Raw genomic sequence first — 13532 nt, forward strand, 5'->3', positions numbered from 1 at the left:
CGGCCGAGCGCCGGCTCCCGAAAGGAAGAACTGATCACCGTGACGGCGACACCCCGTTTCACCGGCGACGCGAACCCCTACGGAGGCGGTGACCCGTACGCGGACTACCGCACCGCCGACTTCCCCTTCACCCAGTACGCCGACCTCGCCGACCGCCGGCTCGGCGCCGGTGTGATCGCCGCCAACGACGAGTTCTTCGCCCAGCGCGAGAACCTGCTGGTGCCCGAGCGCGCCGAGTTCGACCCCGAGCACTTCGGGCACAAGGGCAAGGTCATGGACGGCTGGGAGACCCGGCGGCGTCGCGGCGCCTCCGCGGACCACCCCTGGCCCACCGCCGACGACCACGACTGGGCGCTGATCCGGCTCGGCGCGGCGGGCGTCGTGCGCGGCATCGTCGTCGACACCGCCCACTTCCGCGGCAACTACCCGCAGGCCGTGTCCGTCGAGGCCGCCTGCGTACCGGGCTCGCCCTCGCCCGAGGAACTCCTCGCCGACGACGTCAAGTGGACGACCCTCGTCGCGCGCGCCCCGGTCGGCGGCCACGCGGCCAACGGCTTCGAGGTCGCCGTCGAGCAGCGCTTCACCCACCTGCGCCTCAACCAGCACCCCGACGGCGGCATCGCGCGGCTGCGCGTGTACGGCGAGGTCGTGCCCGACCCGAAGTGGCTGGCCGTGCTCGGCACGTTCGACGTGGTCGCCCTGGAGAACGGCGGCCGGGTCGAGGACGCCTCCAACCTCTTCTACTCGCCGGCCACCAACACCATCCAGCCCGGCCGCTCCCGCAAGATGGACGACGGCTGGGAGACCCGCCGCCGCCGCGACCAGGGCAACGACTGGATCCGCTACCAGCTGGTCGCCCAGTCCCAGATCCGCGCCCTGGAGATCGACACCGCCTACCTCAAGGGCAACAGCGCCGGATGGGCCTCGGTGTCGGTCAAGGACGGCGAGGACGGCGCGTGGACGGAGATCCTGCCGCGCACCCGCCTCCAGCCCGACACCAACCACCGCTTCGTGCTGCCCGCGCCCGCCGTCGGCACGCACGCGCGCGTGGACATCTTCCCGGACGGAGGCATCTCCCGGCTGCGCCTGTTCGGCTCCCTGACCGAGGAGGGCACCGCCCGCCTGTCGGCCCGCCACCAGGAACTCGGCGGCTGACCCGACCGACCCGCGGGGCGCCCCGGCCCGACAGCACCGGGGCGCCCCGCGTCATGCGCAGTACGGGGCGGCTCGCCGACGGCGGGGTCCGCCCCCGCGTCATACGCCCTACGGGGGCGGCACGCCGACGGCCGACGGCCCGTGCCCGTCCGGCGGGAGGCGCCGAGCGGCCGCGCCCGTCATCCGCGAGGGCCGTTCCGGCGGTCGCCGGCACTCACCGGTCACGCCCCGCGCCGCACCGCGCCCGGCGGCCCGGTCCGGGCCGCCGGTCAAGGCCGGTCAGGGCCGGTCAGGGCCGGTCGAACCGGGCGGCCACGGCGTCCAGGACCCACTCCAGACCGGTCGTGAAGGACGTCTCGGGGGTCACGTGCGTGCCGTCGTGCACCATCCTGGCCAGCGCCGGGAAACGGCCCGTGGCCAGCAGCTTCGTCACATACGGGCCGAAGGCGCGCTGCCACTCGCGCTCGTTCAGGCCCGTGGCGCGCTCGGCCCGCAGCCTCGCGATCTCGCGCCTGATCGCCCCGATGTAGTAGGAGCTGACGGTCTCCACGGCGCGCAGCGCCGTGTCGATGTCGGCGAGGCCGTCCAGGGCGGCCAGCGTGGCCTCGGCCACGGCGAGGCCGTTCGGACCCAGCGTCGGGCGGCCGCCGAGCAGGTCGGCCAGCCACTCGTGGCGCAGAGCGGCCCGCCTGGTGCCGTGGGCGAGGCCGCGCAGCGCCTCCCGCCAGTCACCGGGCGGCTCCGCGGGCAGGATCTCGGCCTGGACCTCGTCCACCATCAGGTCGAACAGTTCTTCCTTGGTGGAGATGTACCGGTACAGCCGCATCGGGCCGGCGTCCAGCCGGGCGGCGACCTTGCGCAGCGACACCGCCTCCAGCCCGCCCTCGTCGGCCAGCGCGACGGCGGCGGCGACGATCCGCTTCCGGTCCAGCGGCAGAGGGCGCGCCGGCGGCTCCGGCCGGTCCCAGACAGTCATGGTCACACCGTACCGTTGCGATACACCGTATCGACCAATACGGTGTATCGGCATGAGACAACGTATAGCCGTGGTCGGGGCCGGCCCCGGAGGCCTCGCCTTCGCCCGTGTCCTGCACCGGCACGGCCACCCCGTCACCGTTCTCGAACGCGATCCCGGCCCCGACGCGCGGCCCCCGGGCGGCACGCTGGACCTGCACGAGGGGCTGGGCCAGCTCGCGCTGGACAAGGCGGGGCTGCGGGCGGAGTTCCGCGCGTCGTCCCGCCCCGAGGGGCAGGCCATGCGCATCCTCGCCCCGGACGGGACCGTGCTGCGCGACTGGCGGCCCCGCCCGGACGAGCGGGCCCATCCCGAGATCGACCGCGGGCGCCTCCGCGATCTGCTGCTCGGCCCTCTCGACGTCCAGTGGGGCCGGGGCGTGACCCGGGTGACGCCGGGGACCCCGGACGGTGCGGTGGTCCATTTCGAGGACGGGCGGCAGGAGGCGTTCGACCTCGTGGTCGGCGCGGACGGCGCCTGGTCCCGGGTCCGCCCGGCCGTGTCGCCGGTGACGCCGCACTACACCGGCGTCACCTCGGTCGAGACCTCCCTCGACGACGTCGACACCCGCCACCCCGATCTCGCCGCGCTGATCGGCGACGGTTCCGTGGCCGTCTACGGCGCCAACCGCTCCCTCGTCGCCCAGCGCAACAGCGGCGGCCACGTCAAGGTGTACGCCAAGTTCCGCGCGCCGCTGGACTGGCACGCGGACCTGGACATGGCCGACGCCGAAGCCGTGCGGTCGGCCCTGCTGGCCCTGTTCGACGGCTGGGCCGCACCCGTCCTCGACCTCCTCCGCCACGGCGCCGCGTTCGTCCACCGCCCCTTCCACGTCCTGCCCGTGTCCCACACCTGGACCCACGTCCCCGGGGTGACGCTCCTGGGCGACGCCGCCCATCTGATGCCGCCGCTGGGAGCGGGCGCGAACCTCGCGATGCTGGACGGCGCCGAACTCGCCGAGTCCCTCGCCACCGGCACGGGAGAACCGGACGAGGCCGTGCGCGCCTTCGAGGAACGGATGTGGGCGCGGGCCGGCAAGTGGGCGAAGATCACGACGGCCGGCCTGGAACGCCTGGTGAGCCCGGACCCCGCCGAAGCCCTCGCCGTCTTCGACCAGGTCCAGCCGGCCTGACGGGACGGCGGGACCGACCTGGTCGGAGTGCCGCGTCCGGCGGGGGTGTCGCGTCCGGCGGCGCGCCTCACGCCGCGTGGCCGCCGTCCACCGCGAACTCGGCGCCGGTGACGTAGGCGGCGTCGGCGCTCGCGAGGTAGGCGACCATCGCCGCCACCTCCTCGGCGGTGCCGAACCGGCCGAGGGCCGTCAGCGCCGCCTGGCCGGCCGCGAACGGCCCGTCCGCCGGGTTCATGTCCGTGTCGATCGGGCCCGGGTGGACGATGTTCGCGGTGATCCCGCGCGGGCCCACCTCCCGGGCGAGCGCCCTGGTCAGACCGATCAGGGCGGACTTGCTCATCGTGTACAGGGTGCCGCCCGGTCCCGGCACCCGCTGCGCCATGCAGCTGCCCACGGTGATGATCCGGCCGCCGTCGCCCATCCGCCGCGCGGCCGCCCGGCAGGCCAGGAACACGGCGCGGACGTTCACCGCGAGGACCCGGTCGGCGTCCTCGGGCGACAGCGTCTCCACGGGGCCCAGCACGCCCACCCCGGCGTTGTTCACCAGCACGTCGAGCCGCCCCAGCTCGGCCACCGCGCGGTCCACCGCCCCCTCGGCCTCCCCCGGGTCCGCCGCGTCGGCGCGCAGGGCCACCGCCCACCGCCCGAGCCGTCGTACCTCCCGTACGACCTCCTCGGCCGCTTCCTTGCCGTTGACGTAGGTGATCGCCACGTCGTGGCCCGTGCGGGCCAGCCGTACCGCCGTCGCCGCACCGATCCCGCGACTGCCGCCGGTCACCAGGGCCACCGGGGCTCCGCCGCCCGCCGCGGACTCGGCGCTCTTCTCGTTCGTGTCGGTGTTCGTGACGGTGTTCGTGTGGATGCTCGTGTCGATGTTCGTGTTCGTCTCCGAAGTCATGCCCACCATCTCAGCGGCCGGGCCGCACGGACGCTGGCGGCGAACGGACACCGAGGTCGCGGCCCTCTCACTCCGCCTTCACGCGGTCGGCGACGACGAACAGCACCAGGGCCAGCACGAGCAGACCGACACCGGCCCAGACCTCGTGGCCGTGGAGGAAGGGAACCCGCCACACCAACCCCGCCCGCCAGTGGGCGAACCGATGCGCCAGAGCGAGCGCGCCCTGCACGAGAGCGAGGAATCCGGCCACTTCCAGTGCTTTCTTCATGGTCACGACCCTCGCCCCGCGCGCCCGCCGCGCACATCGGCCGCCGGCCGCCCGGCGCGCGCCGAAGGTATGCGGTCGCACCCGCGGACCGCGCCGGCCGTCGCCACCGCCGTACCCCAAGTCGCCGCCCCCGCACCGGAAGTCGCCGCCTTGGCGACTCAAGTAGCCAGTCCGCCGCCGAAGGTCGCCGATCCACCGAACGGGCGGCCGGGACGCGGAGGCGCGCGCGTAGATTCGTGGACCGTGACGTACGACGGGACGACGACCGGGGAGACGCCGCCCCGCACCGGGCGGCGGTGGTGGCTGCCGTCCGCCGTGGCCGACCAGCTCGACCTCGACCCGGACCGGGACACGGCCCCCGGCCCCGCCCCCGGCCGGCGGCCACGCCGCTCCCGCCGCACCGCGCGCGACTGGATCGTCGACGTCTTCTGCTTCCTGACGGCCGTCGTCCTCGCGCTCGTCGTCGTCAGCGACATGGACGACGCCCCGCACATACCGCCCGCCCTCGTCGTCGCCGACCTGGCACTCGGCGCGCTCGCCTGCTGCGCGCTGTGGCTGCGCCGCACGTACCCCTTGACCCTGGCCGCCGCGATGGTCACCGTCGGCCTCGTCTCCACCACCTCCGCCGTCGCCGGTCTGCTGACCCTCTTCACGCTCGCCGTGCACCGGCCCTTCCGGTACGTCGCCTGGGTCGGCGGGGCCTCCCTCGCGGTGCTCCCGCTGCTGTACTGGCTGCGTCCGGACCCCGGCCTCACGTACGCCGCCGGCATCGTCTTCACCGCGCTGCTGAACCTCTCCGCCATCGGCTGGGGCATGTTCGTCCGGGCCAAACGGCAGCTCATGCTCAGCCTGCGCGACCGCGCCCGGCGAGCCGAGACGGAGGCGCGGCTGCGCGCCGAGCAGGCCCAGCGGCTCGCCCGCGAGGCCATCGCCCGGGAGATGCACGACGTGCTCGCGCACCGGCTGACCCTGCTGAGCGTGCACGCGGGCGCACTGGAGTTCCGGCCCGACGCGCCCCCCGAGGAGACGGCGCGGGCCGCCGGGGTGATCCGGGAGAGCGCCCACGAGGCCCTTCAGGACCTGCGGGAGATCATCGGCGTGCTGCGTGCCGGCGACTCCGACGACGCGGGGCGGCCGCAGCCGACGCTCGCCGCGCTGGACGACCTGGTCGCCGAGTGCCGTGCGGCCGGGATGAAGGTCGTGGCGGCCGGGATGCCCGCCGCCGCGGACACCGTGCCCGCCTCCGTGGGCCGCACCGCCTACCGCATCGTCCAGGAGGCCCTGACCAACGCCCGCAAGCACGCCCCCGGCACGGAGGTCACCGTGACCGTCACCGGCGCCCCGGGCGAGGGGCTGGACGTGCGCGTGAGCAACCCGCCGCCCGACGGCGAGGTCCCGCACGTCCCCGGCTCCGGACAGGGCCTGATCGGCCTCACCGAACGGGCCGCCCTCACCGGCGGCACACTGCACCACGGCCCGACACCGGACGGCGGCTTCGAGGTCCGGTCCCGCCTGCCGTGGGGATGACCGCGCCCGGAACCGGCACGGTGCCGACACCGACCTGGCCGGCCACCGTCGTCGGCCGTCTGCGGTGCCATCGCGCGGTGGCGCAGGGCCGTAGCAGCGGCCGGTGGTCCACAGCCGGGTCACCACGCGGCGACGCACCGCCGTAGCAGCGGGCGGCGGTGAGTCGCCGGTGCCCTCGCAAGGCGCCTCCCGGCCGTGTCACCGTGCCTGGCGCCCCGCGTACGTCCCGCCGCGCGGCGCTACGGCGCTGCGCCGTAGCGCCGTGCGGCGTTCGTGTCCGGGGTGCCGCACGGTGGCCCGCGTCCGTGCCACCCCGCACCGGATCAAGGGCGTAGCACCGCGCGGCGGCCGTGCAGCTCGCCGCGCTCCATGCGGTCGTGCAGGCGTGCCGCCTCGCTCATCGGGTGCAGTTCCAGCGCGCGTGGCCGTAGTCCGCCCGCCGCCAGCCGTTCGTTGACCGCCTGCGCCGCGCCGGCGAGTTCGGCGACCGTGGCGTGGGAGATGACGAAGCCGCGTACCGAGCCGTCCTTCATGTAGAGCGGGCCCACCGGCAGGACCGGCTCGTCGTGGGCGCCGGACATCAGGACGATCCGGCCGCGCCGGGCCAGCAGGGCGACCGCGGTGCGCAGATCGTTGCGGCCGGAGGTGTCCACGTGCACGTCCACCCCGCCGGGCGCGAGCGCCGACAGCCGTCCGAAAAGGTCCGGCGCGCGGTAGTCCACGACCTCCGCCGCGCCCAGGGACCGGACGTGCGCGTGGTCGCGCGGCGCGGCCGTGGCCAGCACCCGCGCCCCGGCCCGCGCCGCGAACTCCACCAGCGCGCCGCCCACGTTCCCGCCCGCACCGGCGACGAACACCGTCTCGCCCGGCCGCAGTCCGCCGTGCGCGAAGAGGGCCAGATGGGCGCTGGCCGCGGGGTGCAGCACGGCCACGGCGTCCGCCGGGCGCACCCCGGACGGCAGCCGGTACAGACGGTCGGCCGGCACCGTGGCCCGTTCGGCGGTCGGCCCCTGCCGCCCGTCGTGGCCGAGGCTGTCGCACCACACGGCCTCGCCCGCCGCGAAACCGCACGCGGGGGAGGCCACGACCCCCACGAGATCGCGCCCGATGACGAAGGGGAAGGTCAGCGGCGTACGGAACACCCCGGACCGTACGAACGTGTCCACCGGGTCCACTGCGGTCGCGAGCACGTCCACCAGCACCTCGCCGGGACCGGGCACGGGCGCGGGCAGCTCGCCCCAGCGGATGACGCCGGGCGGGCCCAGTCGCTCGATGTACGCGGCACGCATCGCCGTCAGTCTTCCACGCGGACCGACCCGCCACCACGGCGGCGAGCCGGTGTGGCCCGGGCGCGGGCCGTTTGGTTGGCTGAGGGCCATGACGCCGATCCGACTGCTCCTCGTGGACGACGACCCCCTGGTACGCGCCGGGCTGTCCTTCATGCTGGGCGGCGCGGACGACATCGAGATCGTCGGCGAGGCGGCCGACGGCGCCGCCGCCGAGGACCAGGTCGAGCGCGTCCGGCCGGACGTGGTCCTGATGGACGTCCGCATGCCCGGCGTGGACGGGCTGACGGCGACGCAGCGGCTGCGCGCCCGGCCCGAGCCGCCGCAGATCGTGGTCCTCACGACCTTCCACGCCGACGAACAGGTGCTGCGGGCGCTGCGCGCCGGCGCCTCCGGTTTCCTGCTCAAGGACACCCCGCCCGCGCAGATCGTGGAGGCGGTGCGCCGGGTCGCGGCCGGCGACCCCGTGCTCTCGCCCGCCGTCACCCGCCAGCTGATGCGGCACGCGGCGGGCGGCGCGGCCGGGGACCGGCGCACCCGCGCGCGGGAGCGGGTCGCGGCGCTGGCCGAGCGGGAGCGCGAGGTCGCCCTGCGCGTGGGCCGGGGGCTGGCCAACGCGCAGATAGCGGCCGACCTGTTCATGAGCGTGCCCACCGTCAAGACGCACGTCTCGCGCATCCTCGCCAAGCTCTCCCTCGACAACCGCGTGCAGATCGCGCTCCTCGTCCACGACGCGGGCCTCCTCGACGAGGACGCGTACTGACTTCCCGCGACCTGACTTCCCGCGACCTGGCTCCCCGCGACCTGACTTCCCGCGGCCTGGCTCCCCGCGACGGGGACGCGTACCTCCTCGGCGGGGACAAGCACTGACCTCCCCCGGCGGGGACGCGGACCGCACCGACCCCTCGTGACAGGTACGCGTCCTACTCCGGAGCCGAGTCCGCCCGGCTGGGCCCGGTCTCCGGCCGGTCCGGGGCGTCCGGGATCTCCGCCAGGGACACCGGCCGGTGCTCGCGGCGGGAGAGCTCGCAGGCCTCCGCGATGCGCAGGGCCCGCAGCGCCTCGCGGCCGTCGCACGGGTTGGCCCGCTCGCCGCGCACCACCTCCACGAACGCGCACAGCTCGGCCTCGTACGCCGGCCCGAACCGCTCCAGGAACCCGGTCCACGGCTTGTCGGCGGCCGGCGGCCCGGTCGGTTCGGTGGACGCGATCGGCGTGCGGTCGTCCAGGCCGACGACGATCTGGTCCAGCTCCCCGGCCAGCTCCATGCGGACGTCGTAGCCCGCGCCGTTCAGCCGGGTCGCCGTGGCCGTGACCAGGGCGCCGTCGGCGAGGGTGAGCACCGCGGCGGCCGTGTCCAGGTCGCCGGCGTCGCGGAACATCGCCGGACCGGCGTCCGACCCGGCGGCGTACACGTCGACCACCTCGCGCCCGGTCACCCAGCGCACCATGTCGAAGTCGTGGATCAGGGTGTCCCGGAACAGTCCGCCGGACAGCGGCAGCCAGCCGGCCGGCGGCGGTTCCCGGTCGGAGGTGAGCGACCGGACGGTGTGCAGCCGGCCCAGCCGCCCCGCGAGCACGGCCTCCCGCGCACCCGCGTACCCCTTGTCGAAGCGGCGCTGGAAGCCCATCTGGAGGACCGTGCCCGCCCGGTCCACCTCGGCGAGCGCCTGGAGCGTGCCGGGCAGGTCCAGGGCGATCGGCTTCTCGCAGAACACCGGCAGTCCCGAGCGGGCCGCCCGGCCGATCAGTTCGGCGTGCGCCGACGTCGCCGTGGTGATCACGACCGCGTCCACGCCCCAGGCGAAGATCTCGTCCACTCCCGGCGCCGCCGTCTCGCCGAGCCGCAGCGCCAGCTCCTGCGCCCGTGCCGGATCGGCGTCCGTGAGGATCAAGGAGCCGACCTCGCGATGACGGCTGAGCGTCCTCGCATGGAAAGTGCCGATACGGCCCGTACCGATGACCCCGATGCGCATGGCAACAAGGTGGGGGCGAAGACCGGACGCTGTCAATCCTTATGTCAGGACAATCGGACTACACGACTTCCCGTCAACCTGCCACCGGACTACCCTCGGGGCCGTGCCGAAACCACAAGCGGACCCGACCGCCTCCCTCGGGCTCCGGGTCGACCGGGGCTCCCCGGTGCCGCTGTACTTCCAGCTGGCGCAGCAACTGGAGGCGGCGATCGAGGAGGGCGCCCTGAGCCCCGGCAGCCTGCTCGGCAACGAGATCGAGCTGGCCGCCCGCCTCGGTCTGTCCCGGCCCACCGTCCGCCAGGCCATCCAGTCGCTCGTGGACAAAGGGCTGCTGGTGCGCCGCCGCGGGGTCGGCACCCAGGTGGTGCACAGCCAGGTCAGACGCCCCCTGGAGCTGAGCAGCCTCTACGACGACCTGGAGGCCGCCGGGCAGCGGCCCACCAGCCTGGTCCTGGTGAACACGCTGGTGCCGGCCGACGCCGAGCTGGCGGCCGTGCTCGGAGTGGCCGAGGGCGACGACGTGCACCGCGTCGAACGGCTCCGGCTCGCGCACGGCGAACCGCTGGCGTACCTGGTCAACCATCTGCCGACCGGTCTGCTCGACCTGGACACGGGCCGGCTGGAGACCACCGGTCTGTACCGGCTGCTGCGCTCCGCCGGGATCACCCTGCACAGCGCCCGCCAGTCGATCGGCGCCCGCGCCGCCGCCCCCGCCGAGGCGGAGCGGCTCGACGAGCCGGAGGGCGCCCCGCTGCTCACCATGGAACGCGTCACCTACGACGACACCGGCCGCGCGGTCGAATCCGGCGCCCACACCTACCGGCCGTCGCGCTATTCCTTCGATTTTCAGCTCCTCGCGCGCTCCTGACCGGGGCGCGCCCGGTTCTCCGCGGGCACCTGGCCCGGGCCGCAACTCCTCGCGCGCTGCCGGACGTTGCGCACACCGAGCCGCGTGGCACCCGCCGCGCCCCATCGCCGTCCACGTCACGATGTCCTGACAAGCGAAGACGCCGCGGCTCCCCGCCGACGACCTCTTCCGCGTTCGTGTTCGATAATGGGAGGTTGGGGCCTGATGGATTTCCATCGGCCCCGCACGTACGTTCGAAGACGAGAAGGGCACGGCCTCGTGGCACGGTTTCCAACCTGGGCAGTCATCGCGCTCGCAGGGGCACTGTCGTTGTCCCTGGCGGGGTGCAGCAGCACCGGCGGCAAGCGGGCGGAGGACGCCCGCAAGGCCGCGGCCGCCCAGGGCAGGTCGGCGGTGAACACCCCCCGCTGGACCTTCGCGATGATCACCCACTCCGGTGACGGCGACACCTTCTGGGACATCGTGCAGAGCGGCGCCAAGCAGGCCGCGATCAAGGACAACATCAACTTCCTGTACTCGCACGACGACGAGGCCCAGCAGCAGGCGCAGCTCGTGGACGCGGCGGTGGACAAGAAGGTCGACGCCATCATCGTCACCCTCGCCAAGCCCGACGCGATGAAGGCCGCCGTCGCCCGCGCCGAGAAGGCCGGCATCCCGGTGATCACGGTGAACTCCGGCTCCGCCGAGTCCAAGGCCTTCGGCGCCCTCACCCACGTCGGCCAGGACGAGACCGTCGCCGGTGAGGCCGTCGGCGACGAGCTGACCAAGCGCGGCAAGAAGAAGGCCCTGTGCGTCCTGCACGAGCAGGGCAACGTCGGCCACGAGCAGCGCTGCGCCGGCGTCGCCAAGACCTTCGACGGCAAGGTGGAGAACCTGTACGTCAACGGCACCAACATGCCCGACGTGCAGTCCGCCATCGGGGCCAAGCTCCAGGCCGACAAGTCCGTCGACGCGGTCGTCACGCTCGGCGCCCCCTACGCCGACACCGCCGTGAAGGCGAAGACGGACGCGGGCAGCAAGGCCGAGATCGACACCTTCGACCTCAACGCCAAGGTCGCCGGCGAGCTGAAGGACGGCACCCTCGGCTTCGCCGTCGACCAGCAGCCCTACCTCCAGGGCTACGAGGCTGTCGACCTGCTGTGGCTCTACAAGTACAACGGCGACGTCCTCGGCGGCGGCCGGCCGGTGCTCACCGGCCCGCAGATCGTCACCAAGGACCAGGCGGCCGCCCTCCAGGAGTACGCGGAGCGGGGCACCCGATGAGCACCACCACCGGCAGCGCCGGGACCGGCGCCGACGAGCGCGCCCCGCACGGCTCGCCGCTGCACAAACTGCTGTCCAGACCCGAACTCGGCTCGGTCGTCGGCGCCGTCGCCGTCCTGGTCTTCTTCGCCTTCGCCGCCGACGGGTTCCTGCGCGCCTCCAGCCTGAGCACCGTCCTGTACGCGTCCTCCACCATCGGCATCATGGCCGTGCCGGTCGCGCTGCTGATGATCGGCGGCGAGTTCGACCTGTCCGCCGGCGTCATGGTGACGTCCTCCGCGCTGATCTCCTCGATGTTCAGCTACCAGATGACGGCCGACGTCTGGGTCGGCGTCGGCGTCTCCCTGCTCGTCACGCTGGCCATCGGCGCGTTCAACGGCTTCATGCTCACCCGCACCAAGCTCCCCAGCTTCATCATCACGCTGGGCACCTTCCTGATGCTGACCGGCATGAACCTCGGCTTCACCAAGCTGATCGACGGCACCGTCTCCACCAAGACGATCGGCGACATGGAGGGCTTCCCGGCCGCCCACGCCGTCTTCGCCTCCACCATCGGCATCGGCGGCGTCGACTTCAAGGTCACCATCCTGTGGTGGCTGGGCCTGGTCCTCCTCGCCTCCTGGATCCTGCTGCGCACCCGCACCGGCAACTGGATCTTCGCCGTCGGCGGCAACCAGGAGGCGGCCCGCGCGGTGGGCGTCCCGGTCGTCCGGACCAAGATCGGCCTCTACATGGGCGTGGCCTTCGGCGCCTGGATCTCCGGCCAGCACCTGCTGTTCTCCTTCGACGCCGTGCAGTCCGGCGAGGGCGTCGGCAACGAGCTGATCTACATCATCGCGGCCGTCATCGGCGGCTGCCTGATCACCGGCGGCTACGGCAGCGCCGTCGGCTCGGCCGTCGGCGCGCTCCTGTTCGGCATGGTCAGCAAGGGCATCGTCTTCGCCGAGTGGAACCCCGACTGGTTCAAGTTCTTCCTCGGAGCGATGCTGCTCCTCGCGACCCTGCTCAACGCCTGGGTCCGCAAGCGGGCGGAGGCCGCCAAGTGACGCAGACCGAAGCACGTACGGCGCTCGTGGAGCTGTCCGACGTCAGCAAGCACTACGGCACCGTCCGCGCCCTGGAGGGCGTCTCCCTGGAGGTGCACGCCGGGGAGATCACCTGCGTCCTGGGCGACAACGGCGCCGGCAAGTCCACCCTGATCAAGATCATCGCGGGACTGCACCGGCACGACGGCGGCACCCTGCGCATCGAGGGCGAGGAGACCCGGCTCTCCTCCCCGCGCGAGGCCCTGGACCGGGGCATCGCCACCGTCTACCAGGACCTGGCCGTCGTGGGTCTGATGCCGGTGTGGCGCAACTTCTTCCTCGGCTCCGAGCCCACCAAGGGCGCCGGGCCCTTCAAGCGCATGGACGTCGACCTCATGCGCCGCACCACGCACGAGGCGCTGCTGCGCATGGGCATCGACCTCAGGGACGTCGACCAGCCCATCGGCACCCTGTCCGGCGGCGAACGCCAGTGCGTGGCCATCGCCCGCGCCGTCCACTTCGGCGCCAGGGTCCTCGTCCTGGACGAGCCCACCGCCGCGCTCGGCGTCAAGCAGTCCGGCGTGGTCCTGAAGTACGTGGCCGCGGCCCGCGACCAGGGCCTCGGCGTCGTCCTCATCACCCACAACCCGCACCACGCGTACCTGGTGGGCGACCGCTTCGTCCTGCTGCGGCGGGGCGCGATGGCGGGCAACCACACCCGCGACGGCATCACCCTGGACGAGCTGACCAAGCAGATGGCGGGCGGCGCGGACCTGGACGCGCTGGTCCACGAACTGAAGCGCGGCTGAGGGACGCGGTCGCCGTCCGGCGGCTCACACGACGGCTCACACGACGGCTCACGCGTCGGCCCACTCGGCAGCCCGCGCGCGGGCGGCGTCGTGAGGCACGCGCGCGTGCGGGGCAGTGAGGCTTCGGGTACGCGCGCGTACGGCGCCGTGCGGCCGTCGGCACGCGTGCGTGCGGTGCCCCGGCGTACGGCGCCGGTCACGCGGCGTGTGCCCGTCCGGCGCCCGGCATGTGGCGTTCGGCACGCGGCGTGCCGTATTCCCGGCCGCGTCCGGCAACGATCGCGTCCCCTTTCCCGTCCCCGGCAACACC

The 13532-nt window shown here is 73.9% G+C and carries 13 protein-coding genes; 8 read left to right on the plus strand and 5 right to left on the minus strand.

The genetic code is table 11. From position 1 onward, the window contains the following. Nucleotides 1-39 precede the first annotated feature (39 nt). A complete protein-coding gene (gene alc / locus K7787_RS07335) occupies nucleotides 40-1155 on the plus strand; it encodes an allantoicase (protein WP_223000891.1) in 1116 nt (371 codons plus the stop codon). 289 nt (nucleotides 1156-1444) lie between these two features. On the opposite strand, the gene K7787_RS07340 is transcribed toward alc, so the two are convergent. Continuing rightward, nucleotides 1445-2131 (minus strand): TetR/AcrR family transcriptional regulator, encoded by a 687-nt coding sequence (locus K7787_RS07340; protein ID WP_223000892.1) that lies wholly within the window; start codon nucleotides 2129-2131, stop codon nucleotides 1445-1447. Between the two features lie 52 nt (nucleotides 2132-2183). Here K7787_RS07340 and K7787_RS07345 point away from each other — a divergent pair, with 52 nt between their 5' ends. Further along, complete coding sequence (locus K7787_RS07345; RefSeq protein WP_223000893.1) at nucleotides 2184-3302, plus strand: FAD-dependent oxidoreductase; 1119 nt, start codon at nucleotides 2184-2186, stop codon at nucleotides 3300-3302. Nucleotides 3303-3369: 67 nt separating this feature from the next. Here K7787_RS07345 and K7787_RS07350 read toward each other — a convergent pair whose 3' ends face one another. Both K7787_RS07350 and K7787_RS07355 read right to left on the minus strand, forming a co-directional pair. Continuing rightward, a complete protein-coding gene (locus tag K7787_RS07350; protein WP_247720649.1) occupies nucleotides 3370-4200 on the minus strand; it encodes a 3-oxoacyl-ACP reductase family protein in 831 nt (276 codons plus the stop codon). Between the two features lie 67 nt (nucleotides 4201-4267). Next, the gene (locus tag K7787_RS07355) at nucleotides 4268-4468 is read right to left on the minus strand and encodes a hypothetical protein (RefSeq protein ID WP_043261483.1); all 201 of its coding nucleotides are present in this window, start codon (nucleotides 4466-4468) and stop codon (nucleotides 4268-4270) included. 243 nt (nucleotides 4469-4711) lie between these two features. Here K7787_RS07355 and K7787_RS07360 point away from each other — a divergent pair, with 243 nt between their 5' ends. Beyond that, nucleotides 4712-5995: a sensor histidine kinase gene (locus tag K7787_RS07360; RefSeq protein WP_372456618.1), complete on the plus strand. Its 1284-nt coding sequence runs from the start codon at nucleotides 4712-4714 to the stop codon at nucleotides 5993-5995. A 323-nt stretch (nucleotides 5996-6318) separates the two neighbouring features. Here the strand turns inward: K7787_RS07360 and K7787_RS07365 are convergent, their stop codons facing one another. Further along, the gene (locus K7787_RS07365) at nucleotides 6319-7284 is read right to left on the minus strand and encodes an NADPH:quinone reductase (protein WP_223000895.1); all 966 of its coding nucleotides are present in this window, start codon (nucleotides 7282-7284) and stop codon (nucleotides 6319-6321) included. Nucleotides 7285-7372: 88 nt separating this feature from the next. Here K7787_RS07365 and K7787_RS07370 point away from each other — a divergent pair, with 88 nt between their 5' ends. Further along, complete coding sequence (locus K7787_RS07370) at nucleotides 7373-8044, plus strand: response regulator (RefSeq protein WP_223000896.1); 672 nt, start codon at nucleotides 7373-7375, stop codon at nucleotides 8042-8044. A gap of 160 nt (nucleotides 8045-8204) precedes the next feature. Here the strand turns inward: K7787_RS07370 and K7787_RS07375 are convergent, their stop codons facing one another. Then, nucleotides 8205-9257 carry a Gfo/Idh/MocA family protein gene (locus K7787_RS07375; protein ID WP_223000897.1) on the minus strand — a complete coding sequence of 351 codons (1053 nt, stop codon included), beginning with the start codon at nucleotides 9255-9257 and terminating at the stop codon, nucleotides 8205-8207. Nucleotides 9258-9360: 103 nt separating this feature from the next. Between K7787_RS07375 and K7787_RS07380 the strand changes: the two genes are divergently transcribed. From K7787_RS07380 to K7787_RS07395, 4 genes are all read left to right on the plus strand, one after another. Next, the gene (locus K7787_RS07380) at nucleotides 9361-10125 is read left to right on the plus strand and encodes a GntR family transcriptional regulator (RefSeq protein ID WP_009191400.1); all 765 of its coding nucleotides are present in this window, start codon (nucleotides 9361-9363) and stop codon (nucleotides 10123-10125) included. A gap of 258 nt (nucleotides 10126-10383) precedes the next feature. Further along, complete coding sequence (locus K7787_RS07385; protein WP_009191401.1) at nucleotides 10384-11388, plus strand: sugar ABC transporter substrate-binding protein; 1005 nt, start codon at nucleotides 10384-10386, stop codon at nucleotides 11386-11388. Further along, nucleotides 11385-12434 carry an ABC transporter permease gene (locus tag K7787_RS07390; protein WP_009191402.1) on the plus strand — a complete coding sequence of 350 codons (1050 nt, stop codon included), beginning with the start codon at nucleotides 11385-11387 and terminating at the stop codon, nucleotides 12432-12434. The genes K7787_RS07385 and K7787_RS07390 overlap by 4 nt, the downstream gene beginning before the upstream one ends. Continuing rightward, complete coding sequence (locus K7787_RS07395) at nucleotides 12431-13222, plus strand: ATP-binding cassette domain-containing protein (RefSeq protein WP_043261485.1); 792 nt, start codon at nucleotides 12431-12433, stop codon at nucleotides 13220-13222. The genes K7787_RS07390 and K7787_RS07395 overlap by 4 nt, the downstream gene beginning before the upstream one ends. Nucleotides 13223-13532: the final 310 nt, after the last annotated feature.

The organism is Streptomyces sennicomposti, assembly GCF_019890635.1.
Lineage (GTDB): Bacteria > Actinomycetota > Actinomycetes > Streptomycetales > Streptomycetaceae > Streptomyces > Streptomyces sennicomposti.

What these genes read in the sequence shown, in the direction of transcription:
- K7787_RS07340 (WP_223000892.1), bottom strand. Translation starts at nt 2,131, where the DNA reads ATGACTGTCTGGGACCGGCCGGAGCCGCCGGCGCGCCCTCTGCCGCTG.
- K7787_RS07345 (WP_223000893.1), top strand. Translation starts at nt 2,184, where the DNA reads ATGAGACAACGTATAGCCGTGGTCGGGGCCGGCCCCGGAGGCCTCGCC.
- K7787_RS07350 (WP_247720649.1), bottom strand. Translation starts at nt 4,200, where the DNA reads ATGACTTCGGAGACGAACACGAACATCGACACGAGCATCCACACGAAC.
- K7787_RS07355 (WP_043261483.1), bottom strand. Translation starts at nt 4,468, where the DNA reads ATGAAGAAAGCACTGGAAGTGGCCGGATTCCTCGCTCTCGTGCAGGGC.
- K7787_RS07365 (WP_223000895.1), bottom strand. Translation starts at nt 7,284, where the DNA reads ATGCGTGCCGCGTACATCGAGCGACTGGGCCCGCCCGGCGTCATCCGC.
- K7787_RS07370 (WP_223000896.1), top strand. Translation starts at nt 7,373, where the DNA reads ATGACGCCGATCCGACTGCTCCTCGTGGACGACGACCCCCTGGTACGC.
- K7787_RS07375 (WP_223000897.1), bottom strand. Translation starts at nt 9,257, where the DNA reads ATGCGCATCGGGGTCATCGGTACGGGCCGTATCGGCACTTTCCATGCG.
- K7787_RS07390 (WP_009191402.1), top strand. Translation starts at nt 11,385, where the DNA reads ATGAGCACCACCACCGGCAGCGCCGGGACCGGCGCCGACGAGCGCGCC.